Raw genomic sequence first — 23,156 nt, 5'->3', positions numbered from 1 at the left:
CGCACGGCGGCGGGACGCCGTCGGGGCGTGTCCTCAGTATAGGCAGGCCCCACGCGGGCTTCCGGCGGCATCGGGCCGAGGCGCGCAGCGCGTCACGGCCCCGGTGTCGCTCAGAGGGCCTCGCTCGCGGTGGCGAGCCTGACGCGTGTGGACAGCGCGTTGAGCGCGATCAGGTGAAGCATCTGGCTGACGGTGGTGCAGCAGTCGCTCAGCACCGTCACGGCGTAGGGTTCGGCGGCCTTCGAGATCGCGGTATGGGTTACGCAGTTCTGCGTCATCATGCCGCACACCAGCAGCTCGGTTGCGCCCAGCGCATCGAGCGTTGCCTTCAGCGTGGTGCCGTGGAAGGCATCGGCAAAGTGCTTCACCACCACTGGCGCGTCCGGGGCCGCGGCGAGAATGCGCGGATGGATCTCGACCCCCGGTGTGCCGGCGTTGAAGAAGGGCGCGATCCCGCGTGACGCGTCGGCGATGTGCTGAACATGGATCACCGGCACGCCCTTGGCACGCGCTTGCTCGATTGCGCGCTCGACGTTGGCGAGCGTTTCCTCCGGATGCCACTGCGGGAATTTGCCGTCGGGGAAGTAGTCGTTCTGCAGGTCGATGACGATCAGTGCCTTGCTCATGGATGGGCTCCTTGTGGGGAAGTGCGTGTTGGTGAGGCGCATTGTTCGCCTTGCGCCGCCTGCGACGTGAGTGGCCTGAACGACAAACTCCGATAAGATCGGGCCAATCCCTTCGTCGGGCCTACTGCCCGCGCCTACCCGGAGTGCAGCGATGGAAAAGCCGGTGGTCGCCGTGGTGGCCTTCGACCAGATCAGCCCCTTCCACCTGTCCGTCCCCTGCGTGGTGTTCGGCGACACCCACCCGGGCGTACCGCGTTTCGATCTGCAGGTCTGCGCCGCCGAAACCGGCCCGCTGCGCACCACTGCGGGCTTCCGGGTGCAGGTCGATCATGGGTTGGAGGCCTTGGCACGGGCCCAGATCGTGATCGTGCCGAGCTGGCGCGACCCGGCCGAGTGCGCGCCGCAGGCGCTGTGCGAGGCGTTGCGGGCTGCCCATGCGCACGGCGCCCAACTGGTCGGGCTGTGCCTGGGCGCCTTCGTGCTGGCCGACGCGGGTCTGCTCGATGGTCGCCGCGCCACCACCCACTGGGCGGCGGCACATGCCTTCGCGCAGCGCTACCCGAAGGTGGTGCTGGATGCCGACGTGCTCTACGTCGAGGACGGCCCCATGCTCACCTCGGCAGGCACTGCGGCGGGCATCGACTGCTGCCTGCATCTGCTGCGCCAGCGCTACGGCGGTGAAATCGCCAACCGCGTTGCGCGCCGCCTCGTCACACCGCCGCACCGCCAGGGCGGGCAGGCACAGTTCATCGAGCAACCGCTGCCGGCGCACCCGCGCGATTCGCGCCTGACCGATCTGCTCGACTGGGTCCGGGCGCATCTCGACCAGCCCCACTCGCTCGACAGCCTCGCCGCGCGCACGCTGATGAGCCGCCGCACATTCACCCGCCATTTCCGCCAGATCACCGGCACCACGGTTGGCGACTGGCTGCTCGGCGAGCGCCTGGCGCTGAGCCAAAGGCTGCTCGAGACCACCGATCAGCCGGTCGAACGCATCGCCGCGCTGGCTGGCTTCGGTTCAGCGGTGTCGCTGCGCCAGCACTTCGGCCGTGCCTTCGGCGTGTCGCCGAGTGCCTGGCGGCAGACCTTCCGCGGCGAGTGATCGGGCGGCGTTCAGCCGCGCCAGACTTCGAGGAAGCAGCGCAGCTTGGCCGGCGGCTGGCGGCGCGAGGGGTAGTAGAGATGAAAGCCGGGGAAGCGGGGCGTCGCTTCGGGCATCACTTCGAGCAGGCGGCCGGCGGCCAGATGCGGCTGCGCGGCGCTCGCCAGCACATAGCCGAGGCCGAGGCCGTCGAGGGCCAGCGCGAGCATCGCGCCGGTGTCGTTCACCGTCAGCGTGGCCGGCGCATCGAGCGTGATCTCGCGGCCGCCTTCCAGCAGTTCCCAACGGTACAGCGCGCCGCTCGACGGCATGCGGAAGCGGATGCAGGTGTGCTGCGTCAGGTCGGCGATCGAGCGCGGCGTGCCGTGCTGGGCGAGGTACACCGGCGTGGCGACCAGCGCGATGCGTTCCTCGCGGCTCAGCGGCACGCTGACCATGTCCTTCGCGATCGCTTCGCCAAGCCGGATACCGGCGTCGTAGCCTTGTTCGACGATATCGACGAAGCCGTCGTCAAAGCCGAATTCCAGCCGCACATCAGGGTAGCGGGCACGAAAGCTGGCGAGGCGTGGCTGGATCACCGCCGCAAAGGCAACGCGCGAGAGGTTGATGCGCAGCAGGCCGGACGGCGTATCGCGCAACTCTCCAATCGCATCGGCCGCGTCGAGCAGCTCGCCCAAGGCGGGGCCGACGCGCGCCATGAAGCGTTCCCCGGCTTCGTTGAGTGACACGCTGCGCGTGGTGCGGTTCAGCAGCCGCAGTTGCAGGCGCGATTCGAGCGCGCGTACCGCCTGACTCACGGCCTGCGGCGACACGCCCAGCTGCGCGGCCGCGGCAGTGAAGCTACGGGTGCGTGCGACCGCGGCGAAGGCGATGTAGCCGTCGAGCTGGTGGATCTTCATGAGTATTATCAATTACGGCTTGATAGTGCATCAAGATTATCAGTCTTTGTTCAGGGCTGCCGAGCGCCCACACTGGGTTCATCCCGATTCCTCACCCCAAGGAGCCAAACGATGAGCCTCGCTTCCACCTACACCCTGGGCCGCAGTGGCCTGCGCGTCAGTCGCCTTGCGCTCGGCACGATGACCTTCGGCACCGACTGGGGCTGGGGCGCCGACAAGGCGACGGCCCGCGCGATGTTCGATGCTTACGTTGATGCCGGCGGCAACCTTGTCGATACCGCCGATCTCTACACTAACGGCAATAGCGAAACCTGGTTGGGCGAGTTCGTACGCGAGCGAAGCCTGCGCGACCGCATGGTGATCGTCACGAAGTACGGCTACAGCGCGCAGCCGGATAACCCGAACGCCGGCGGCAACGGCCGCAAGAACATGATCCGCGCGGTGGAGGGTTCGCTGCGCCGGCTCGGCACCGACTACATCGACCTCTACCTGCTGCACAGCTGGGACCAGCTGACGCCGGTAGACGAGGTGATGCGCGGCTTCGACGACCTGGTGCGCGCCGGCAAGGTGCGCCATGTCGGGCTCTCGAATGTGCCGGCGTGGTATGCCAGCCGCGCGCAGACGCTGGCTGAACTGCGCGGCTACGAGCCCCTGAGCGCGCTGCAGCTGGAGTACTCGCTGGTCGAACGCGCGGTCGAACATGAATTCATCCCGCTCGGCCAGCAGCTGGGCATGGGGCTGATGGCCTGGAGCCCGCTGGCAAGCGGCCTGTTGTCCGGCAAGTACCGGCCCTCGCGCGATGGCCAGTTCGGCGATGGCCGGCTGCAGACCATGGCGGGCGCTGACAACCCGGCTTTCGCCAAGCTCACCGGGCGCAACTTTGCGATCGTCGCCGAGCTGGAGGCGGTCGCCCGCGAACTTGGCCGCAGCATGGCGCAGGTGGCGTTGAACTGGGTGGCCCATCGTCCCGGTGTGGCCTCGGTGCTGGTCGGCGCAACCCGCCCCGAGCAGCTCGCCGACAACCTGGGCGCGCTCGACTTTGTGATTCCGCCCGCCTTGCGCGATCGCCTCGACGCTGCGAGCTCGATGCCGCCGGGTTACCCCTACAGCTTCTTCACGCCCGGCATGCAGGCAATGCTGGCGGGGGCCAATCCGGTGGGCGACAAACCGGCCGGCTACCAGCCACCGATCCGGATCGAGGCGCCGGCCGCCGCCGTGGGGGGCGCGGCGCCCGCCGAAAACGCCTGATTCACACGCAAAGAAAACGGCGCCCGGAACTGCGGGCGCCGTTGAGGCGGGCTGCGTGCGGCCTACTGGCCACTCACTTGCCGCCGATGCTCTCCATCGCTTCCCACTTGCCCTTGACCACCTTGTAGACGGTAATGCCGCCTTCCTTGAGGTCGCCCTTGGCGTCGTAACCAAGGCGTGACGTGGTGACGCCCTGCAGCTGCGTGGCGGCGAGCGCAGGCAGGTACTTGGCCGGGTCGACCGAGTCGGCCTTCTTCATCGCCATGAACATCGCCATCGCGCCGTCGTAGGCGTAGGGCGAGTAGGTTTCGACCTTGGCGCCGAAGCGCTTCTCGTACTTCGCCACATAGGCGGCGCCGCCCGGCATCTGTTCGATCGGCAGGCCGGCCAGCGAGGCGATCACGCCCTCGGCGGCGTCACCGGCCAGCTTGATGAAGTTGTCGCTCTTCACCATCTCGCCGGAGATCAGCGTCGCGCTGATGCCCAGCTCCTTGATCTGGCGCGCCATCGGTGCGGCCTGCACTTCCGAGCCGCCGTAGAAGATTGCCTGCGGCGCCTGCGCCTTGAGCTTGGTGAGGATCGCGCGGAAGTCGACCGACTTGTCGGTGGTGAACTCGCGCGCAACGATGGTCGCGCCGGCGGCCTTGGCGGCCTTCTCGAACTCGTTGGCGAGGCCTTGCCCGTAGGCGGTGCGGTCGTCGATCACGGCGATCTTCTTGAAGCCCAGCTTGCCCACCGCATAGCTGCCGACCACCGAGCCCTGCTGGGTGTCCGAGGTCATCATGCGGAAGGTGGTCTTGAAGCCTTGCTCGGTGTAGGCCGGCGCGGTGGCCATCGCGATCTGCGGAATGCCGGCGCGTGCGTAGATCTTGGACGCCGGGATCGTGGTGCCGGAATTGAAGTGCCCGAGCATGCCGGCGATGTTGTCGTCCACCAGGCGCTGCGCGACGACGGTGCCGCTGCGTGGGTCGGCCTGGTCGTCTTCGGCAAGCAGTACGAACTTCACTTCCTTGCCGCCAATGGTGGGTTTGCTGGCATTCACTTCTTCGACGGCGAGCTGCACGCCGTTCTGGAAATCCTTGCCGTAGTGCGCCTGCGGCCCGGTCAGCGGGCCGGCAAAGCCGATCTTCACTTCCACCGGTGCAGCAAAGGCGGTGCTGCCAAGCGCGAGCAACAAGGCTGCGGCGGACATCTTCATCGTCATGCGTGCCTCTCCCATGTTGTGTGGCGTGTGGCCACGGATCGGGGCGGCCGCTCGGTGAGCAGCCGAAACCCCGATTCTGCGCCTGAATGGCTCAGCCAATCATCATCAGGGTGGCATTTCCCCCAGCGGCCGAGGTGTTGAGCGACACGACCCGCTCCGCCAGCAGGCGTTCGAGCGGGTAGCGGCCGCGGCCGTCGCTGGCGGCACAACTGAGCAGGGGGCCTTCACGCACCGCCAGGGCGCGCTGGATGTCGCGCAGCTGGTCGGCGTCACCGGCGAACAGTGCGGCATCCACGTCGGCGGCCAGTGGCGCATCCACCCATTCGATGCGTTCGGCGAGCGGTGCCGGCAAGCTGGCGAACAAGGCCTCGGCCCGATCCTCACGCGCCAGCGCCGCGCGGTTGCCTGTCGCAAGACAGGCCGCCAGTTGTGGCACCAGCGCCTCGGCCGTGTTGGCGAGGCACAGCACGGTGCCGCGCGGCAGCAGCGCATACAGGTTGGCCTCACCGGTCGGGCCGGGCAGGGTGATCAGGGTGCCGACCGGTGGAGCGGCCGCCAGCGCTTCGGCGATGGCGCGTTCGGGCGACGCGTCGGCGCACCAGCGCGCAAGCAGGCCCAGCCGTTCGCGCGCTTCGGCGTTGAGCAGGCTGCAGCGTGCTTCGAGCGGCGTCAGCGCGCCGCGTGCTTGCAGGCTGGCCGGCGCTCCGGCACTGCCCGGCAGTTGCGCCGCGCCGCCCAGCACCAGGCGCGACAGCGCCAGCGGCCCGCCGGCCTTGGGCCCGGTGCCCGAGAGGCCCTCGCCGCCAAAGGGCTGCACGCCGACCACGGCGCCGATCACGTTGCGGTTCACATACAGGTTGCCGACCTTCGCATGCGTGGTGACGTAGCCGATCGTCTCGTCGATGCGGGTATGCAGGCCCATCGTCAGGCCGTAGCCGGTCGCGTGGATCTGTTCCAGCAGTGCCGGCAGCGCCTCGCGGCGGTAGCGCAGCACATGCAGTACCGGGCCAAACACTTCGCGCTGCAGCGCTGCGAGTTCCGGCAACTCGATCACCGTGGGCGGCACAAAGTTGCCGTGCGCGCAGCTGTCGGGCAGCGGCGTCTGGTGGATGCGGCAGCCGCGCGCACGCAGGCGTTCGATATGGGTGAGGATGCCGTTGCGCGCTTCGGCGTCGATGACCGGGCCAACGTCGGTGGCAAGCCGGTCCGGCGGGCCGATCACCAGTTCGGCCATCGCGCCGCGCTGCATCTCGATCACGCGGTCGGCGATCTCTTCCTGCAGGCACAGCACACGCAGCGCCGAGCAGCGCTGCCCGGCCGAATCGAAGGCGGAGCCGATCGCGTCATTCACCACCTGTTCGAGCAGTGCGGAGGAATCGACCAGCATCGCGTTCTGGCCGCCTGTTTCGGCGATCAGCGGTACCGGCGAGCCATCGGGCAGCAGGCGGCCGGCGAGCTGGCGGGCGATCAGGCGGGCGACCTCGGTGGAGCCTGTGAACATCACGCCGCGCACCAGCGGGTCGGCGACCAGTGCGGCGCCAACGGTCTCGCCGCGGCCGGGCAAGAGTTGCAGCGCGCCTGCCGGCACGCCGGCTTCGTGCAACAGGCGCACCGCGGCGGCGGCGATCAGCGGCGTCTGCTCGGCCGGTTTGGCGAGCACTACGTTGCCGGCTGCGAGGGCGGCAGCGATCTGCCCGGTGAAGATCGCGAGCGGGAAGTTCCACGGGCTGATGCAGACCACCGGGCCGAGCGGGCGGGCGCCATCGTTGGAACGCGCCAGGCCGGCGTAGTAACGCAGGAAGTCCACCGCCTCGCGCACCTCGCCCACCGCGTTCGGCAGCGATTTGCCGGCCTCGCGGATCGCCAGCCCGATCAACGCATGGCGTTCGGCTTCGAAACGGTCGGCGGCGCGCTCCAGCACCGCGGCGCGCTCCGCGGCTGGCGTGGATTGCCACACCGGCTGCGCCTGGAAGGCGTGGCCCAGTGCGTCGGCCACATCCTGCGTGCTGGCTTCGATCACCTCGCCGACCACATCGCGCCGATCCGCCGGATTCGTGACCGGCTGGGCGAGACCGGCGCGCGGGCCATCGGCCAGCAGTGGCACGGCGCGCCAGGTTTGCTCGCGCGTTACCAGCAAACCGGCTGAGACGGAGGCGAGCCGTTGTTCGTTGGAGAGATCAAGCCCCGCCGAATTGAGTCGCCCATCCGGGAACAAGGCGCGCGGCAGTGGGATCGCCGGATGCGGCGCGCCCACCGGCTGCAGCGCTTCGGCCTCGGCGACCGGGTCGCCGACCAGTTCCGCGACCGGCACCTTGTCGTTGCCGACCTTGTTCACGAAGGAACTGTTGGCGCCGTTCTCCAGCAGCCGGCGCACGAGGTAAGGCAGCAGCGTCTCATGCGAGCCGACCGGCGCATACACGCGGCACGGGCGGCCGAGCTTGTCCGCGCCCACCACCTCTTCGTACAGCGGTTCGCCCATGCCGTGCAGGCACTGGAATTCGTACTGGCCGGCGTAGTAGTTCTGCCCGGCCATCTGGTAGATCGCGGCGACGGTGTAGGCGTTGTGCGTGGCGAATTGCGGGTAGATCGCCTCGGGTGCGTCGAGCAGCTTGCGCGCGCAGCCGAGGTAGGCGACATCGGTGTGCAGCTTGCGCGTCCACACCGGGTAGCCTTCGAGGCCGTCCACCTGGGCGCGTTTGATCTCGCTGTCCCAGTAGGCGCCCTTCACCAGCCGCACCATCAGGCGCCGGCGGCTGCGGCGGGCGAGTTCGATCACATGGTCGACCACATGCGGCGCGCGCTTCTGGTAGGCCTGAATCACAAAGCCGATGCCATGCCAGCCGGCAAGTTCGGGGTCAAAGCACAGCCGTTCCAGCAGGTCGAGCGAGATTTCGAGCCGGTCGGCTTCCTCCGCGTCGATGTTGAGCCCGATGTCGTAGCGGCGCGCGAGCTTCGTCAGCGCGGCGAGCCGCGGGTACAACTCGTCCATCACGCGGTCACGCTGGGCGCGGCTGTAGCGCGGATGCAGCGCCGACAGCTTGACCGAGATGCCGGGCCCTTCATAGATGCCGCGTCCGGCGGCGGCCCGGCCGATGGCGTGGATCGCCTGCTCGTAGGCGGCGTAGTAGCGCTCGGCGTCGGCGGCGGTCAGCGCGGCTTCGCCGAGCATGTCGTAGGAGTAGCGGAAGCCCTTGGCCTCGTGGCTGCGCGCGTTCTCCAGCGCTTCGGCAATCGTTTCGCCGGTGACGAACTGCTCGCCCATCAGGCGCATCGCCATGTCCACGCCCTTGCGCACCACCGGCTCACCGCTCTTCGCGATCAGTTTCGACAGTGCGTTGTTGAGGCCCGATTCCGACTGCGTGCCGACCAGCTTGCCGGTGATCAGCAGCCCCCAGGTGGCGGCGTTCACGAACAGCGAGCCGGACTGCCCGAGGTGGGCGGCCCAGTCGCCGCGGCCGACCTTGTCGCGGATCAGCGCGTCGCGGGTGGCGCGGTCGGGGATGCGCAGCAGCGCTTCGGCGAGGCACATCAGCGCCACGCCTTCCTGGCTGGAGAGTTCGAACTCGTGCAGCAGGCCTTGCACCAGCCCGTTGCGGCCGCCGCCGGTGCCTTTCGCGCGCAGCGCTTCGACCAGCTGCGTCGCGAGCGAGCGGGTCGCATCGGTGCGTTCGGCCGATTGGCGTGCCAGCGGCAACAGCATCGCCAGCGCTTCGGGTTCCGGCCGGCGGTAGGCGGCGGTGATGGCGGCGCGCAGTTCGCTCTGCGGTTGCACCCCAAGCGCCAGGTCGAGGAAGGGTTGCGGCCCTTCGGCCGGGGCCGGGCGCTCGTCCGCCTCGATCAGCGCACCGCTGCCGTCGTATTCCGGCGGTGTGTGGCCGTGCTCCAGCGCGTCCAGGTAATGGAAGATGGCCTGCTTGATCAGCCAGTGCGGCGTGCGCTCAAGCCCTTGTGCGGCCAGGCGGATGCGTTCGCGTGCGGCGTCGTCGAGTTTGACGCCGAGGGTGGTGGCGGACATGGTTGCACCTGTGTTCTCTGTGGGTGCAACCAGTATGGTTCGCGGTGGCGCCGGCCGCTACCCGGTGCACGACAATCTCGTTCCGGATTGCGGCGGCGCGGCGCTGGCTCAGATCAGGCGGCGGCCCTGCGCGTCCACCACCGCTTCGCCGTCCTCCTTGGTGAAGGCGCCTTGCTGCGGCTGCGGCAGGATGTCGAGTACCAGTTCCGAAGGCCGGCACAAGCGGGTGCCGAGCGGCGTGACGACGATCGGCCGGTTGATCAGGATCGGATGCGCGAGCATCGCGTCGATCAGCGCGTCGTCGCTCAGCGCCGGGTCGGCGAGGCCCAGTTCTTCGTAAGGCGTGCCCTTCTGGCGGATCACGTCGCGCACCGCGAGGCCGCTGTCGCGGATCAGCGCCAGCAGGGTGTCGCGGCTGGGCGGCGTCTGCAGATAGAGCACCACCTCCGGCTCGATGCCGGCATTGCGGATCATCGCCAGCGTGTTGCGCGAGGTGCCGCAGGCGGGGTTGTGATAGATCGTCACCTGACTCATCGGGGGTGTCCTGTTCTCAGCGGGGTTGTTGTTCGTACCAGGGCTTGCTGGCATTGACGATGCGCACGACCAGCAGCATCACCGGCACTTCGATCAGCACACCGACAACGGTTGCGAGCGCTGCACCGGACTGAAAGCCGAACAGGCTGATCGCGGCCGCGACGGCCAGCTCGAAGAAGTTGGAGGCGCCGATCAGCGCCGAGGGGCAGGCCACGCTGTGGCGCTCGCCAAGGCGCCGGTTGAGCCAGTAGGCCAGCCCGGCATTGAAGAAAACCTGGATCAGGATCGGCACGGCGAGCAGTGCGATCACCAGCGGCTGACGAATGATCGCTTCGCCCTGGAAGGCGAACAGCAGCACCAGCGTGGCCAGCAATGCACTGATCGACCACGGGCCGATGCGTGTCATCGCGGCGTCGAAGGCAGCCTGGCCCTTGGCGAGCAAGCTGCGGCGCCACAACTGCGCGAGGATCACCGGAATCACGATGTACAGCACGACCGAGGTCACCAGGGTCGCCCACGGCACCGTGATCGCCGAGATGCCCAGCAGCAGGCCGACCAGCGGCGCGAACGCGAACACCATGATCGAATCGTTCAGCGCCACTTGCGACAGCGTGAACAACGGGTCGCCATGGGTCAGGCGGCTCCACACGAAGACCATCGCGGTGCAGGGCGCGGCGGCGAGCAGGATCAGCCCGGCGATGTAGCTGTCGATCTGGTCGGCCGGCAGCAGCGGCGCGAACAGCTGGCGGATGAAGAGCCAACCGAGCAGCGCCATCGAGAAGGGCTTCACCAGCCAGTTCACGAACAGTGTCACGCCGATGCCGCGCACATGCTGGCGCACCTCGTGCAACGCGCCGAAGTCCACCTTCACCAGCATCGGAATGATCATCACCCAGATCAGCAGACCGACCGGCAGGTTCACCTGCGCGAACTCAAGCCGCCCGATGGCCTGGAACACGCCGGGTAACAGCTGGCCGAGCGCGATGCCGGCCAGGATGCAGAGAAAGACCCACAGGCTGAGGCCGCGCTCGAAGGCGCTCATGGGGGTGGGTGGTTTGGCGGTGTCAGGGGTGCGCGTCATGGTGTGCATCGATTTCGTCCGGGGCGTCGGGGCAACAGGGGGTGGTAAGCAGATCCGCACAGGCCTCGGGTCGGCCGCCGCAACATTCGGCGGTGAGGTAGGTAACCAGCTCGGCAACCCGTGCAATGTTCGGGCGATAGCGCTGAAAGCGCCCTTCCTGTTCAACCGTGGCGAGCCCGGTATGCAGCAGCGATTTCAGGTGGAAGGAGAGTTTGTTCGGCGCGATATCGAGCGCGCTGGCAAGATCGCCCGCCACCATGCCGGCCGGCCCTTGCCGGACGAGCAGCCGGAATACATCGAGCCGGATGCCCGATGCGAGCGATTCGAAGACCGTAGCGGCGTCGTCCCTGTCCATCGTTCAATATTACAAGAAATGTTGAAATGAAGGGCCGGCGAAGCGGCGCCTTTGCGCCGCAGGGGCTCAGGCCAGCAAGGCCGTGATCGAGGCGATCTGCGCGCTGGGGCGCTCTGCCGTAGCGGCGTTGTCGGCCTGGCTCGCCGGTGCGACGTCACCGAACAGCGTGGCGTCGGCTTCCACCACGAGGCTGCCATAGCGCACCTTGCCGCGGATTTGCGCGCCCGCGCGCAGTTTGAGGCGGCCGGTCACATGCAGTTCGCCCTCGAAGCGGCCGCTGATGTCAGCGGCCTCCACCCGTGCGGCGCCGTTGAAGCTGCCGCCGGCGGCGATCTCGATCACGCGGCTCTCCAGCGCGGCGTCGACATGGCCTTCCACCCGCAAGGTGTCGCAATCGAGGATCTGCGCGCCGCTCAGTTTCACGCGCGGCCCCACCACCAGCCGGTTATCCGCCACCGGGCTGCTCGATGTGGCCGGGAAGGGGGCGGGCTTGAAGGGTTCGGGTACGCCCGGCTGGGAATCGGATGCCGGCGGGCGCCGGATGCTGCGGGATTCGCGGTGCTGGTCGAGGATGCTGGGTTTGGCGATCATGTGGACTCCTGCCGGTTCGGTGATGCGCCCGGATGCATGGGCAGGGCCGTCAATGCAGTTTGCATGCCAGTGCCGGCGGGCCGGGCGATTGCGCGATAATCATCGAAGCCTGTCGGTGCCATTGGCGCAAAAGTGTCGCTCCACGGCGACGCAAAAATCGGTGGCAAGCCCCGATCCGGCTGGCCTTGCGGCACTCAAGTGTGTCGGGATGTGACGACAGCGTCGCTGCCTCTGGTCAAGCGGGCGCATGCGTGTTCTGATCGCGGCTCCTGATTCCATTGGCATCACCGGCGGCGCGCCGTGGATGGCCACGCTCGCCGCAGATGTCCCGGGTTTCCTTTCGCCAGCTTCTCCTTGTCGCCTTCCTGCTGATCGCGCTGCTCCTAGGCAGCACGGCCTGGCGTGGTGTGCGCATGCTCGAAGCGTTTGCGGCCGAAAGTCGCGCCGCCGCGGCCCATGCGGTGGAGGTGACGGCCGCGACGCAACTGGTCGGCGAGCGCACGGTGGACATGGCGCGCAGCGCGCGGCAGTTCCGTGTGCTGCGCGACGAGGCCTTGCGCGGCCGCTTCATGCAGGCGCGCGACGAGGCACTCGCGTCGCTGCAGCCGCTGCGCCCGGCGCTCGGCGGCCATGTCGCCGACTGGGAGTCCGCCGCCAGCGCGGTGGCCGGTCTGCTCGACGACACCGCGGCGCATCCGCTGCAGGAAGGCTTGCAGCGGCTGGGTGACGTCAACGAACAACTCGCCACCGCAGCGCAGCAGGTGGTGGAACACCAGAACCGCGAGCTGCTCGATACGCTGGATGGCAATCGTGCGCGCCTCGGCCTGCAGGTGTTCGCCGCACTGGCCGGCAGTGTCGTGCTGGCGCTGGTGTTCGGCCTGTGGCTGGTGCGTCCGCTCGGGCGACTGGAGCGCAGCATCGACGACCTGGGCGCCAATCGTTTCGATACGCCGGTGGATATCCGCGGCCCGGCCGACCTGCGCCGCGTCGGGCGGCGGCTCGATTGGCTGCGGAGCCGGCTTGCCGAGCTTGAAGCCGATCGCCAGCGGGTGCTGCGCCATGTGTCGCACGAGCTGAAGACGCCGCTCGCGTCGCTGCACGAAGGCATCGCGCTCCTCGAGGACCGTGTGCTCGGCCCCCTGCAGGACGGGCAGGCCGAAGTCGTGAAGATTCTCACCGAGAACAGCGTGCTGCTACAGACCCGGATCGAGGCGCTGCTCGGCTACAACGCGGCGGCTTTCGACGCGCGCCGGCTCGACTGCAAGAAGCTCTCGCTGCGCGAGGTGATCGAGGCGGTGATGCGGGAACAGGCGCTGCCCTGCCAGTCGCGCCGTATCGAAGTGCAGTTGAGCGGGCCGGACACCTTCGTCGTGGCCGATGCCGGCAAGCTCGCGATCGTGTTCGGCAACCTGCTCTCCAACGCGATCCGCTTCAGCCCCAACGGCGGCCTCGTGCGCTTCGTGCTCGGGCGCAACGAGCGCAACGTGTGGGTGGATTGCATCGACCAGGGGCCGGGCGTTGCGCGGCAGGATCGCGGCCGCATCTTCGACCCCTTCTACCAGGGCAGCCGTCAGCCGGAGGGCGCGCGTGGCGGCAGTGGCATCGGCCTGTCGATCGTGCGCGAGATGGTGCAAGCGCACGGCGGCAGCATCGCGCTGCTGCCGGACGACGGCGGTGCGCATTTCCGCGTGGAGTTACCGCATGAAGCCTGAGATGAGCGCGGTGCGCGCGACGCTCGCCGCGTTGCTGCTGGCCATGCTGGGCGCCTGCAGCACCCAGCCGACGCGCGTCGAGGAGCCGGTGCGTGCACCGGACGACAGCGCGCTGCATGCGGCGCTGGCCTTCTACAGCGCGAGCCAGAAGCCGGGCGCGGCGGTGGCGCCGGCACGGCCGCAAAACCCGCTGCAACAGATGCAGCTCGCGATGCAGCTTGGCAGCGGCGCAAATCCCGACTTTCCACGCGCTCTGGCGCAGCTCGACGCGGTGTTGCGTTCTGATGCGGCGCAGGCGCAGATCCTACAGCCGCTGGCGCGCCTGCTGCATGACCAGTATCTCGCTCGCCAGCGCGCCGAACTGGCGGCGGACCGTGCCAGCGCCAGCGCACGCGAGGCGCAGCGCCGTGCCGATGCACTGCAGGACAAGATCGATGCGCTCGCCGAAATCGAGCGCAGTCTCCCCAACCGCCCGGCACGGCCGGCCCCTCGAAAGGAGAGCACGCGATGAGCGTTCCCTACGTGGTTTCACAGTCCGACACAGCGCGCGCCGCCCACCTGCTGCTGGTGGATGACGACGCCGACCTGCTGCGGCTGATTTCGATGCGCCTGTCGGCCAATGGCTACCGCGTGACCGCTGCCGCCTCGGCCGAGGCGGCGCTGGCGCGCCTGTCGGTCGAGCGACCGGATCTGGTGATCAGCGACGTGCGCCTGCCCGACCGTGACGGCCTTGCGCTGTTCGGCGATATCCAGCGCAGCCATCCGTCCTTGCCGGTGATCCTGCTGACCGCGCACGGCACCATCCCCGATGCGGTGGAGGCGATGTCGCGTGGTGTCTTCGGCTACCTGACCAAGCCTTTCGACAGCCGTGTGCTGCTCGACAAGGTGACGCAGGCCTTGTCGCTCGGCGCGACCACCGAGTCGGCTGGTGCCCATGACGACGCCAGCTGGCGCGCCGGCATCGTCAGCCGCAGCAACCGCATGGCCGAAGTGCTGGAAGAGGCACGCATGGTGGCGGCCTCCGACGCGAGCATCCTGATCCGCGGCGAGAGCGGCACCGGCAAGGAATTGCTGGCCCGCGCGATCCACCGTGCCAGCCCGCGCGCTGCTGCACCCTTCATCGCGATCAACTGCGGTGCGATCCCAGAGCAGTTGCTCGAATCCGAGCTGTTCGGCCATGTGAAGGGCGCTTTCTCCGGCGCAATCGCGTCGCACAATGGTCTGTTCCAGGCGGCCGACGGCGGTACGCTGTTCCTCGACGAAATCGGCGACATGCCGCTCGCGCTGCAAGTAAAGCTGCTGCGTGTGCTGCAGGAGCGCGCGGTGCGGCCGGTGGGGGCAACCCGCTCGGTGCCGATCGATGTGCGCATCGTCTCGGCGACCCACCGCAACCTCGACACTGCGATGGCGGAGGGCCAGTTCCGCGAGGATCTGTTCTACCGTCTCAACGTTGTGTCGCTGCTGCTGCCGCCGCTGTCGGAGCGGCGCGAGGACATTCCGCTGCTGGCAGCCTCCTTCCTGCGCCAGCTCGCGACGAAGTACCGCAAGACGCTCAGCGGCTTCGCGCCGGATGCGATCGAGGCGCTCGCCACGGCGGCCTGGCCTGGCAACGTGCGCCAGCTCTACAACGTGGTCGAGCAGGTCAGCGCCCTGTCCACCGCGCCTTTGATCCCGGCGTCGCTGGTGCAGCGCGCGCTGCGGGTGCGCAGCATGGAGGCGCTGACCTATGCGGAAGCGAAGCAGCGCTTCGAGCGCAACTACCTGACCCAGCTGCTCAAGCTCACCGATGGCAACGTGTCGGACGCCGCGCGGCTGGCCGACCGCAACCGCACCGAGTTCTACCGTTTGCTGCAGCGCCACGAGCTGACGCCGGCGATGTTCCGCAACACCGCCTGAGCGTCGCACCGACGCGACGCCGCGAGGCTCCGCCAAACGGGCGAATGCAGCAGATCCCTCGTCCGGCGTCGTGGCAGCGCGACGGTTTCGGCCGCAACGCCCGTGGCGACGGCCGTTCCGGTTCGCGCAACGCCTTGCAGGCTAACGCTTTCCGGGCGATGGCACGGCGGTTGCGAGATGGGGCGTGCCGTGGCGCTCAGCGCCACGCATCCGATCATCCTGATTCAAGGAGCGTCCCATGAACTACCCCAAGACGATTGTTGTACTGCTGACTTCCGCTTCGCTGGCCGTCGGCCTGAGCGCAGTGCTGCAGGCGGCCGAACCTGCCGCCAACGCAAGCACGATGGCCACGCCGAGCGCGAAAGACAAGGCGCTGCAGGCGCAAGTGAGTGCCACGCTGAAGGCCGACCCGGCCCTGGCCGAAGCACGCATCGAAGTCGAGGCGCTCGAAGGCGTAGTGACCCTGCGCGGCGGGCTGCGCGATGCCGACAGCGTGTCGCGCGCGCTGGCGCTGGTGGCCAGCGTCGACGGCGTGCGCCGTGTGGAAAACGGACTGGAAGTCGACGCCAGCCGTTAAGTGCTTCACCGATGCCGCAGCAAGTGGCCGTGCTGCGGCATTTTCTGACAGGTCCGAGGGCGATGCGCCGCTAGAATCGACAAATCCGTCAATTCCGTTGCAGCACGCCCCATGGCCCGCACGCTGTACCAGGTTCTCGGCGCGCATCCGCGTGCCAGCGAAGTCGAACTGCTCGCCGCATGGCAGCGGCTCGCCGATCCGCTCGAACGCGAAGCCAAGATCTCCGGGTCGGCTGCGGAGCGACTGAGCGAACTCAACGCCGCCTGGGCGGTGCTGGGCAACCCGGAAGCGCGCGCCGCCTACGACGCTACCCTTCCCGACAGCGTCTTCACCGAACCCCCAACAGACGAGGTTCTGCCCGATCTGGATGCCGCCGCTGGCCGGCCGCTTCTTGACTGGCGCGTCGGGCGTCTGCTGGTGCTGATCACTGTGCTGAGTCTGCTGGCGATCGGATGGCGCAGTTGCAGCTTCTCCTTTTCGAGTGATCGTGCCCGCGCGCAGGCCGAAGCGATGGAAGCCGAGGCGCGTGCCCGCGACGCTGAGACCCGCGCGCGGATTGATGCGCAGATCAACGGTCGCGATGACGGCCATCCAGCCGGCGAGGCGCGCTGGCAGCGCGAGCAGGACGAACGCGCCAACGAGGAAGCACGGCGCGAGTCCGACGCCCAGATTGCAGCCCGCGAGGCGGCGCGCGAGCGTGAAGCGGCCGAAGCGGCTGAACTTCGCGCACGGGCCGACGCCGAGCGCGCGCAGGCTGAAGAAGAGGCGGCCGAGCGCGCCGCTGAGAACCGCGCCCGCCTGGAACGCGAAAAGGCCCTGCTGGAGCGTTTGCAGGACGACAACAACCGCGCGATGCGCCTGCATTGACGCGATCCACCTGAACCCCTTATCGACACCGCAAGCGCGACGGACCCCATGAAGCGAACCCTCTACGACGCCTTGCAAGCCCGCGCCGATTTCACTGATGCGCAACTCAAGCGTTGTTACGAACGCCTGATCGAATACCTCGACAGCCCCGCGGCTGCCGAGCAACCTGATCGCGACGCGCAGCAATTTGCCGTGCGGGAGGCCTGGAGCGTGCTCGGCAATCCGGTCACGCGCGCCGCCTACGACGAACGTCTACGGGGCGCGCCGCCAAGCCGAGAGGCGCTTGCGTTGGCCGGTGTTGGCGCTGGCGACGAGACCGCTGGGCGCATGCGCTGGCTGCTGCTCGGACTGGTCGTCCTCTTGGCCTTCGGCCTGTGGCAGGGCGTGCGTAGTTTCCTGCACCAGAGTGACCGATGGGCGCAGGGCGTGTCGTCAGAAATCGAGGCCAAGCGTCGCGAGGCCGCCAGTCGGATTCAGGTGCAGGAGCGCGTCGGCGGCGCGCCCCAGGCGGAGAGCGCGGACGCGCGCCGCCAACGCGAATACGAAGCGGCGATGAAGGCCGCCGACACCAACGAGCAGGCGCGCGAAGCGGCCGCTGATGAGGACGAACCGATGTCGGCGCGCGACACCGCGTTGGCTGAGCGCGAGGCTCGTGAGCAGGAGGCCAAGCGTGCGGAGGCGCAGCGCGCCTACGAGGCACGCCGCCGGCTGGAGCGCGACAAGGCCGAACTCGAACGCCTGCAGGAAGAGAACAACACTGTGATGCGCCTGCGCTGAACGCTATCATCCGGCCCATGAAAAAGACCCTGTACGACGTGCTAGGTGTGGCGCAGAACGCGGATCAGGCGACGCTGCGCGCCGCGACTGATCGCCAGCTCGCCGAGTACGCGCCCGAGCGCGCCACGCCGGCGACCGCCGAGGACTACGCGATTCGTTGTGTTGCGGTGCGTGAGGCCTGGTACGTGTTAGGCGACGAACAACGGCGCGCCGCTTACGATGGCTCGTTGCGCCCGGTCATGACGCCCGACGAGGCGATCGCTGCTTTTGCACCGGAACTGCAGTCGTCCGGTCTTCGTCTGCCTGGATCGCCGCGCCTGATCGGAGCGCTGCTCGCGCTTTTGCTGATCCTGCCGGCTGGCTGGTGGTTCCGCCTGGGTGCCACGGTTGGATCGCCCGAGGACGCGGCGGCTCGCCAGCGTGCAGAAGTTGAGCGGATCGAACGCGAGCAGACCGAGGGATCGCCGGAAGACCAGGCGCGTGAGCGCGAGGCGCGCGTGGCACGAGAGGCGGAGTGGCGCGAACGCCGGGAGCGCGAAGCTGCCGAGCGGGCCGAGCGTCAGCGGCAGCAGGAAGTGGAGCAGGCGCGCCGGGAGGCCGACAGCGTGTCGCGCGATCTTGAGTACAGCCGACAGCGCGCCGAGCAAGACGAACGCCAGCAGGCTGAGCGTGCCCGCCGCGAGGCCGAGCGGTTGGCGGCCGAGGACCGCCGCGAGCGCGAACGCCAGGCGGCGGAAGCCCGCCGCCGACTCGAACGCGACAAGGCCTACCTAGAGCGACTGCAGCGCGAGAACCAGGGCTATCGCAGCGACTACTGAGCGGCGGTCGTCCTGAAAGCGATTAACTGTCCTGCTGGGCCTGCTGTTCCGAGCGGATGACGCGCCGGACATCCATTCGGTAGAGCTTCCACGCCGCCCAGCCGGCGAAGCCGAGGACGAAGGATGCCAGCGCAAGGCCAGCGACGCTGGCCATTGCGATCGGTGCAACGAGCCCGGCGACAATCGCGTTCGACAGGCTGGCAAGGCAGGCCTGCAGGGACGAGGCCAGACCCAACCGTTCCGGGAAGCGATCCAGCACCAGCAGCGTCACGCAAGGTGCCAGCATCGACCAGCCGAAGCCGATCAGGCCCACCGGCAGAATCGCGGAGAACACGTTGGCCGGCACGAAGGCGTGGTACAGCGTATTGACGAACGCGACCACCAGCAGGATGCCGAAACCCCAGCGCACCTGCCGCTCGCGCGGAATGCGCCCGGCCAGTCGGCCGCTTGCCCAGGCACCCCCCATGATCCCGCTGATGCCCCAGCAGAAGAGCCAGAAGAACTGCGTCGGCGCGAGCTTCAGATGATGGCCCAGCAGCATCGGCGCCGACAGGATGAACACGAACATCGCATTGAACGGTACGCCGGCTGCCAGCGTCAGCAACAGGAAGCGCTTGTCCGACACGACCTGCCAGTAACCGCGCGATAGCGCCAGCGGTGTGAAGGGCTGGCGGCGCTCGGGAGGCAGGGTTTCGGGTAGCGTGCGGGCGGCCAGCACCAGCACGCTGACGGCGACGAGCGCGAGGAACCAGAAGATCGCCCGCCAGCCGAACCCGGCGAACAGCCAGCCGCCGATGATCGGCGCGATGGCCGGCGCGGCCCCGAAGAACAATGTGATCTGGCTCATCAGCTTTTGCGCATGCACCGCGGCGAACAGGTCGCGCACGATCGCGCGCCCGACCACGATGCCGGCGCCGCAACTCATGCCCTGAAGCACCCGGCCGGCAATCAGCACGCCCACATGCGATGCGGTGGCGCATACGACGCTGGCCAGCGCGAACACCGCAAGCCCGACGAAGACGACGGGGCGGCGGCCAAAGCTGTCCGATAGTGCGCCGTGGAACAGCATCATCACCGAGAAGCCGGCGAGATAGCCCGACAGAGTCTGCTGCAGATGGACCGGCGTCGTCGCCAGCCCCTGCGCAATCCCCTCGAAGGCCGGAAGGTAGGTGTCGATGGCGAACGGACCAAGCGAAGACAGTGTCGCCAGCAACGCGGCGAGCACCCACACCGGCCGATGCCAGGTCACGGCGGGCTGGAACTCAGCGTTGGGCGGGGCTGACATGGCTTGTGCCGGGCAGGAACGAAGCCGCTGCGGCAACGCAGCTGGCGGATGAAGCAAGCGCAGAAGGGCGCTGCGCCAGGGTGAGGCGGGGTGTCACAGTCAAGCTTCCTTGTCGCAATGGACAAGGATACCGCGACGACGGCCGACGCTGCGCCGATGCGGCACGATTGCCACACCGGCGCAGTTCGCGTGTTTGCTAGCGCACGCGGATGATGCGGACGTTGGGGACGTCGGTGCTGCCGTCGGTCGTGACCGCCGGCATCGCCATCAGCACGCCATGTTTGCGGTCAAACACGAAGCGGCTGTAATACCCGTAACGCGCAGCGCTTGGGCCGGTGCCAGTCGTGCTGAGCAGCTTGCCGCTCCAGTCGTTCGGGTTGATCTCCCAAAGCCGGCCATTGCTCGCGTTCTCGAGGATGTAAACACGATCCTCGGCGCGCGTGGCGCCGGGCGCGAAGGCTGCCCCCGCGACGTCACCGGTGTAGGGCAAGTCATTCACGACTGCTTCCCAGCCCTTGCCGGTGGGATCGACCTTGTAACTGCGCGTGAAGTCATCCAGCGTGAGCACGTGCACTGGTGTGCTGCTGTCCTTCGGACGGAAGCGAAGTACCTCGCCGCGTTCCGGCATGTGCACCGCGATCTCTTTCCAGCGGCACGGGTAGGTTGCCGCCAAGCCAGTGATCGGCGCGTAGCTGCCAACCGCCTTACTGCCGTCTGCCAACGTTGTCTGCCCCGCTGGATCGAATACCCAGCCACCGTACTCGCTCGTGGCGCAGAACACGTACACCTTGCCCTTGTGCGGCCACGCCTGGATGTCACTGGACCACTTGGAGGCTGTCCAGTCGAGGAATGGCTTGCGCCATTGTTTGGCGGAGAGATCCCAAATGACGCTCCGCCTCACGCCGAGGAACAGTTCATCACGCTCAGGGATCCACGCGTAGCCATACCAACCGTGTGAAGCCATCGGATTGCCATCGGCGTTCAGCGAATCGGTACCCGCATCGTTCGTCGACCAGTTGCCGCTGTTGCCGAGGATCTGCTCCCGCGGTGTGCCACCCCAGGTGGTGCTCCAGCGATAGTTGTCAAAGCCGAAGAACAGCAGGCCGTTCCACTTGCCGTCGCCGTGGCCGCCGCCGAAAAGGTGCAGGCCGTTGCGTTTGGTATCGAGTGCGGCCCCGCCCCATGCGTAGACGATCGAGGTCAGATCGCTGGCTGTGAAACCGGCTGGCACGGCGACATTGTCGAGCAGGCGGGAGCCCGGCATCTCGGTCCATGCGTTCAGTGGCAGGGCCGCAAACCACTCCGGCTTGATTGCGCCGTTGGCGTCGCGCGGCAGGTCATCGACGACCGGCGGCAAGGGTGGCGTCGGCGTCGTGCCGCCGCTGTTGAGCCCCGGCGATCCGCTGATGCCGGCTACCGCGGTTCGCGGAACGATGTTCCAGGTCGGGTCTCCGAGGTAGGCGTTGGTGCCGCCCTTCTTCAGGATCTGTTCGCGCACGAATACGAAAGCGTCGTCCGCTTTGGCGACGCCGGCGTCATGCGCTGCGCTGAGCGCGGCGTAGGCCTGGATCGCGTAGCCGGCTGAATCGCCGGTCGAGTGCAGGTCGGTCGGTGCCCCGGTGGTGCGGGTGTAGAAGCTGTAGCGGGTCAAGTCCGCCATCGTCTTGATCGGCACATTGCCTTTGAGCAGGCCGGCCAGGCGATAGCTGGTGCCATCGAAGGGGCTGAAGTCAGGGCCGCTGGTGAAGCGCTTGGCGGTGAAGCCCAGCGTCCAGTCGCGTGTGGCTGCGGCCGGGTAACCCAGATCCGAGCAGTACGCCAGCATCAGCGCGAAGAAGTCATTCATCCACGGTGAGAACCAGTGCGTGACCTCGGGCGACATGCCCGGCTCGGGTGCCTGCTCCAGCGATCCATCGGTGCTGGAGGTGCCTTTCCACCATCCGAGTGGATTCATTGGAATCGCGTTGGCGGCGTACCAGCTGAGGTTCTGGCGCACCTTGTCGTCGAAGTACGCAGCCTGCCAGTCGGTGCCCGGCGCGATCCATGCCGCATGCGTGAGCGTGCGCATCGACCACGCCTGTCCGCGGACCTGGTCGTTATGGACGAGGCCTTTTTCCTTCTCGCGGTAGTCATGGTGCATCGAGATGAGGTTCCAGTCAGCCCAGAAGTACAGCTCGTCGAGGTAGTAGCGATCACCGCTGATCATGTACGGCACGAAGGCCAGCGAGGGCTGGTGGGCGGTATCCGGCTGATGCGGTGTCGTGCGCGGCAGCGTGGTGTTGGGCAGGCGGTCGGCCGGGTCCGACCACTGCGAGGCGCTGCCGAGGGTGACGGTTGGATGCTTGTTGATGCTGATGATGTCGCCCGTCTCTGCGTCGCGGTAATGGACCGAGAACACACCGGCACGCTCGGCGGCGTCATACATCACCGCCAAGGCCTTCGGATCGCCTGAGAGCAGTGCGACGACGGTCCATCCCGGAAGCGGACCGATGTCCATCCGCCCGCCGGTGTTGGGCATCGCCGATGTGACGATGCCGCTGTCGAAGAGCCCGCGTTTGGATTTGGTCCATTGGCTGACGATATTGTCGACAGCGCTCGCCGGCAGCGGCGTGTCGGTGTAGTTCAGGATGGCGCGGCTCTTCTTCAGCAGCGCTACATCCGGTGCCACGATCGGGCTTGCTGCGCCACCGAACTGGAACACCTTGCGGTAGCGTGTCTGGAAGGGCTGCGTGATGGCGGTCTGCGTGAACAGCACGGTGCCGCGCTCGTCGGTCATCGTGATGTCGTACGTGCGGTCACCGCGCGCTGCGGTGGACTCGACGTTCTCGATCGTGATCGAGGCCCGGCCCCGCTTGCTGTTCTCGAAGCGTGCGTCGAACAGCACGCGCAGACCCGGGTGCGCGACCTTGTTGGCGTCCACGGGCGCCACACGCGCACGCCATTCGTTCACCAGCGGCCCGCTGAGCCAAGGGTCGCCGCCGTTCTTGAGCGCGTCGCGCAGGCTGGTGCGATAACTCGTGCCGGCTTCGCGGATCTCCACCGTGTAGTTGACGGTGCCGGCCAGCATCGTGGCGAGTTCGGCACCCCCCGTTGCACTGGTATTTGCAGTGGCCAGTTTGATCGGGCCACCTGCGGCGTCCGGCAGTTGGGTCGAGATGATCGCGTGGCGGATCGTGCCGTCGGCGTGGCGACGCTTGACGTCGATCTGCGTGGCGATATTCGCGCCGGCGCGCTGCGCAATGATGTTCTCGGCCGTGCCAGGCGGCAGCGTGACGCCGAAGGTGGCAACGATTGGGCCGCTGGCATCGGTGACTGGGGCCACCGTGACGGTGCCGATTGCCTGGCCAGCAATGATGTTGGGCGGCGCGACCACTTCGCCTTCGTTGCCGCTACCGCCACCGCCGGTTGTGCCACCTGAGCTGGTGCCTGATGCGGCGCCGCCGCCGCCACATGCCGACATGAGGGCGACTGCGACGGCCGAAAGGCCTGCGGAGCGAAGCCATTGAAGCGATGTGAATCTCTGAATACCCATGTGCTGCCCCGCAAATCGCTGAAAACTACAAAAAGTG

Annotated in this window: 19 protein-coding genes; 9 read left to right on the top strand and 10 right to left on the bottom strand. The window is 67.9% G+C overall.

What is annotated here, in order from left to right:
* Nucleotides 1-110: 110 nt before the first annotated feature.
* Entirely contained in the window at nucleotides 111-626 is a 516-nt protein-coding gene (locus JY500_RS21305) for a cysteine hydrolase family protein (protein WP_206254531.1), read from the bottom strand.
* A gap of 151 nt (nucleotides 627-777) precedes the next feature.
* Between JY500_RS21305 and JY500_RS21300 the strand changes: the two genes are divergently transcribed.
* Entirely contained in the window at nucleotides 778-1,728 is a 951-nt protein-coding gene (locus JY500_RS21300; protein ID WP_206254530.1) for a helix-turn-helix domain-containing protein, read from the top strand.
* Between the two features lie 11 nt (nucleotides 1,729-1,739).
* Here the strand turns inward: JY500_RS21300 and JY500_RS21295 are convergent, their stop codons facing one another.
* Nucleotides 1,740-2,627 (bottom strand): LysR family transcriptional regulator, encoded by an 888-nt coding sequence (locus tag JY500_RS21295; RefSeq protein WP_206254529.1) that lies wholly within the window; start codon nucleotides 2,625-2,627, stop codon nucleotides 1,740-1,742.
* Between the two features lie 111 nt (nucleotides 2,628-2,738).
* Between JY500_RS21295 and JY500_RS21290 the strand changes: the two genes are divergently transcribed.
* The gene (locus JY500_RS21290; protein WP_206254528.1) at nucleotides 2,739-3,875 is read left to right on the top strand and encodes an aldo/keto reductase; all 1,137 of its coding nucleotides are present in this window, start codon (nucleotides 2,739-2,741) and stop codon (nucleotides 3,873-3,875) included.
* 73 nt (nucleotides 3,876-3,948) lie between these two features.
* Here the strand turns inward: JY500_RS21290 and JY500_RS21285 are convergent, their stop codons facing one another.
* From JY500_RS21285 to JY500_RS21260, 6 genes are all read right to left on the bottom strand, one after another.
* Complete coding sequence (locus JY500_RS21285; protein ID WP_343073375.1) at nucleotides 3,949-5,079, bottom strand: branched-chain amino acid ABC transporter substrate-binding protein; 1,131 nt, start codon at nucleotides 5,077-5,079, stop codon at nucleotides 3,949-3,951.
* A 91-nt stretch (nucleotides 5,080-5,170) separates the two neighbouring features.
* Entirely contained in the window at nucleotides 5,171-9,094 is a 3,924-nt protein-coding gene (putA, locus tag JY500_RS21280) for a trifunctional transcriptional regulator/proline dehydrogenase/L-glutamate gamma-semialdehyde dehydrogenase (protein ID WP_206254527.1), read from the bottom strand.
* A 108-nt stretch (nucleotides 9,095-9,202) separates the two neighbouring features.
* Nucleotides 9,203-9,628, bottom strand: coding sequence for an arsenate reductase (glutaredoxin) (gene arsC, locus JY500_RS21275; RefSeq protein ID WP_206254526.1), 426 nt, complete (start codon nucleotides 9,626-9,628; stop codon nucleotides 9,203-9,205).
* A 16-nt stretch (nucleotides 9,629-9,644) separates the two neighbouring features.
* The gene (gene arsB / locus JY500_RS21270; RefSeq protein ID WP_206254525.1) at nucleotides 9,645-10,709 is read right to left on the bottom strand and encodes an ACR3 family arsenite efflux transporter; all 1,065 of its coding nucleotides are present in this window, start codon (nucleotides 10,707-10,709) and stop codon (nucleotides 9,645-9,647) included.
* Nucleotides 10,693-11,064 carry an ArsR/SmtB family transcription factor gene (locus JY500_RS21265; RefSeq protein WP_206254524.1) on the bottom strand — a complete coding sequence of 124 codons (372 nt, stop codon included), beginning with the start codon at nucleotides 11,062-11,064 and terminating at the stop codon, nucleotides 10,693-10,695. The genes arsB and JY500_RS21265 overlap by 17 nt, the downstream gene beginning before the upstream one ends.
* Nucleotides 11,065-11,130: 66 nt before the next feature.
* Nucleotides 11,131-11,655 carry a bactofilin family protein gene (locus JY500_RS21260; RefSeq protein ID WP_206254523.1) on the bottom strand — a complete coding sequence of 175 codons (525 nt, stop codon included), beginning with the start codon at nucleotides 11,653-11,655 and terminating at the stop codon, nucleotides 11,131-11,133.
* Between the two features lie 323 nt (nucleotides 11,656-11,978).
* Between JY500_RS21260 and JY500_RS21255 the strand changes: the two genes are divergently transcribed.
* From JY500_RS21255 to JY500_RS21225, 7 genes are all read left to right on the top strand, one after another.
* A complete protein-coding gene (locus JY500_RS21255) occupies nucleotides 11,979-13,367 on the top strand; it encodes a sensor histidine kinase (protein WP_206254522.1) in 1,389 nt (462 codons plus the stop codon).
* Nucleotides 13,357-13,878, top strand: a complete 522-nt coding sequence (locus JY500_RS21250; protein ID WP_206254521.1) for a hypothetical protein — start codon at nucleotides 13,357-13,359, stop codon at nucleotides 13,876-13,878. The genes JY500_RS21255 and JY500_RS21250 overlap by 11 nt, the downstream gene beginning before the upstream one ends.
* Nucleotides 13,875-15,263, top strand: coding sequence for a sigma 54-interacting transcriptional regulator (locus JY500_RS21245; protein WP_172202300.1), 1,389 nt, complete (start codon nucleotides 13,875-13,877; stop codon nucleotides 15,261-15,263). The genes JY500_RS21250 and JY500_RS21245 overlap by 4 nt, the downstream gene beginning before the upstream one ends.
* 238 nt (nucleotides 15,264-15,501) lie before the next feature.
* On the top strand, nucleotides 15,502-15,840 hold the full coding sequence (locus tag JY500_RS21240; RefSeq protein WP_172202301.1) for a BON domain-containing protein: 339 nt from the start codon (nucleotides 15,502-15,504) through the stop codon (nucleotides 15,838-15,840).
* 111 nt (nucleotides 15,841-15,951) lie between these two features.
* Nucleotides 15,952-16,707 carry a J domain-containing protein gene (locus JY500_RS21235; protein WP_206254520.1) on the top strand — a complete coding sequence of 252 codons (756 nt, stop codon included), beginning with the start codon at nucleotides 15,952-15,954 and terminating at the stop codon, nucleotides 16,705-16,707.
* A gap of 48 nt (nucleotides 16,708-16,755) precedes the next feature.
* Nucleotides 16,756-17,484: a J domain-containing protein gene (locus JY500_RS21230; RefSeq protein WP_206254519.1), complete on the top strand. Its 729-nt coding sequence runs from the start codon at nucleotides 16,756-16,758 to the stop codon at nucleotides 17,482-17,484.
* Nucleotides 17,485-17,501: 17 nt separating this feature from the next.
* Nucleotides 17,502-18,302 carry a DnaJ domain-containing protein gene (locus JY500_RS21225; protein WP_172202304.1) on the top strand — a complete coding sequence of 267 codons (801 nt, stop codon included), beginning with the start codon at nucleotides 17,502-17,504 and terminating at the stop codon, nucleotides 18,300-18,302.
* A 22-nt stretch (nucleotides 18,303-18,324) separates the two neighbouring features.
* On the opposite strand, the gene JY500_RS21220 is transcribed toward JY500_RS21225, so the two are convergent.
* Entirely contained in the window at nucleotides 18,325-19,587 is a 1,263-nt protein-coding gene (locus tag JY500_RS21220; protein ID WP_206254518.1) for a multidrug effflux MFS transporter, read from the bottom strand.
* A 196-nt stretch (nucleotides 19,588-19,783) separates the two neighbouring features.
* The gene (locus JY500_RS21215) at nucleotides 19,784-23,047 is read right to left on the bottom strand and encodes a hypothetical protein (RefSeq protein ID WP_206254517.1); all 3,264 of its coding nucleotides are present in this window, start codon (nucleotides 23,045-23,047) and stop codon (nucleotides 19,784-19,786) included.
* Between the last annotated feature and the right edge of the window lie 109 nt (nucleotides 23,048-23,156).

Origin of the sequence: Niveibacterium microcysteis (genome assembly GCF_017161445.1) — a bacterium.
GTDB lineage: Bacteria > Pseudomonadota > Gammaproteobacteria > Burkholderiales > Rhodocyclaceae > Niveibacterium > Niveibacterium microcysteis.
Note: the sequence above shows the minus strand (reverse complement) of the source record. Positions and strands in the feature narration are given on the sequence as shown.

Coding starts and splice junctions, on each gene's coding strand:
- JY500_RS21220 (WP_206254518.1), bottom strand. CDS start 19,587: ATGTCAGCCCCGCCCAACGCTGAGTTCCAGCCCGCCGTGACCTGGCAT.
- JY500_RS21300 (WP_206254530.1), top strand. CDS start 778: ATGGAAAAGCCGGTGGTCGCCGTGGTGGCCTTCGACCAGATCAGCCCC.
- JY500_RS21225 (WP_172202304.1), top strand. CDS start 17,502: ATGAAAAAGACCCTGTACGACGTGCTAGGTGTGGCGCAGAACGCGGAT.
- JY500_RS21245 (WP_172202300.1), top strand. CDS start 13,875: ATGAGCGTTCCCTACGTGGTTTCACAGTCCGACACAGCGCGCGCCGCC.
- arsB (WP_206254525.1), bottom strand. CDS start 10,709: ATGACGCGCACCCCTGACACCGCCAAACCACCCACCCCCATGAGCGCC.
- JY500_RS21235 (WP_206254520.1), top strand. CDS start 15,952: ATGGCCCGCACGCTGTACCAGGTTCTCGGCGCGCATCCGCGTGCCAGC.
- JY500_RS21255 (WP_206254522.1), top strand. CDS start 11,979: ATGTCCCGGGTTTCCTTTCGCCAGCTTCTCCTTGTCGCCTTCCTGCTG.
- putA (WP_206254527.1), bottom strand. CDS start 9,094: ATGTCCGCCACCACCCTCGGCGTCAAACTCGACGACGCCGCACGCGAA.
- JY500_RS21265 (WP_206254524.1), bottom strand. CDS start 11,064: ATGGACAGGGACGACGCCGCTACGGTCTTCGAATCGCTCGCATCGGGC.
- JY500_RS21295 (WP_206254529.1), bottom strand. CDS start 2,627: ATGAAGATCCACCAGCTCGACGGCTACATCGCCTTCGCCGCGGTCGCA.
- JY500_RS21230 (WP_206254519.1), top strand. CDS start 16,756: ATGAAGCGAACCCTCTACGACGCCTTGCAAGCCCGCGCCGATTTCACT.
- JY500_RS21240 (WP_172202301.1), top strand. CDS start 15,502: ATGAACTACCCCAAGACGATTGTTGTACTGCTGACTTCCGCTTCGCTG.
- JY500_RS21305 (WP_206254531.1), bottom strand. CDS start 626: ATGAGCAAGGCACTGATCGTCATCGACCTGCAGAACGACTACTTCCCC.
- arsC (WP_206254526.1), bottom strand. CDS start 9,628: ATGAGTCAGGTGACGATCTATCACAACCCCGCCTGCGGCACCTCGCGC.
- JY500_RS21260 (WP_206254523.1), bottom strand. CDS start 11,655: ATGATCGCCAAACCCAGCATCCTCGACCAGCACCGCGAATCCCGCAGC.
- JY500_RS21285 (WP_343073375.1), bottom strand. CDS start 5,079: ATGACGATGAAGATGTCCGCCGCAGCCTTGTTGCTCGCGCTTGGCAGC.
- JY500_RS21290 (WP_206254528.1), top strand. CDS start 2,739: ATGAGCCTCGCTTCCACCTACACCCTGGGCCGCAGTGGCCTGCGCGTC.
- JY500_RS21215 (WP_206254517.1), bottom strand. CDS start 23,047: ATGTCGGCATGTGGCGGCGGCGGCGCCGCATCAGGCACCAGCTCAGGT.
- JY500_RS21250 (WP_206254521.1), top strand. CDS start 13,357: ATGAAGCCTGAGATGAGCGCGGTGCGCGCGACGCTCGCCGCGTTGCTG.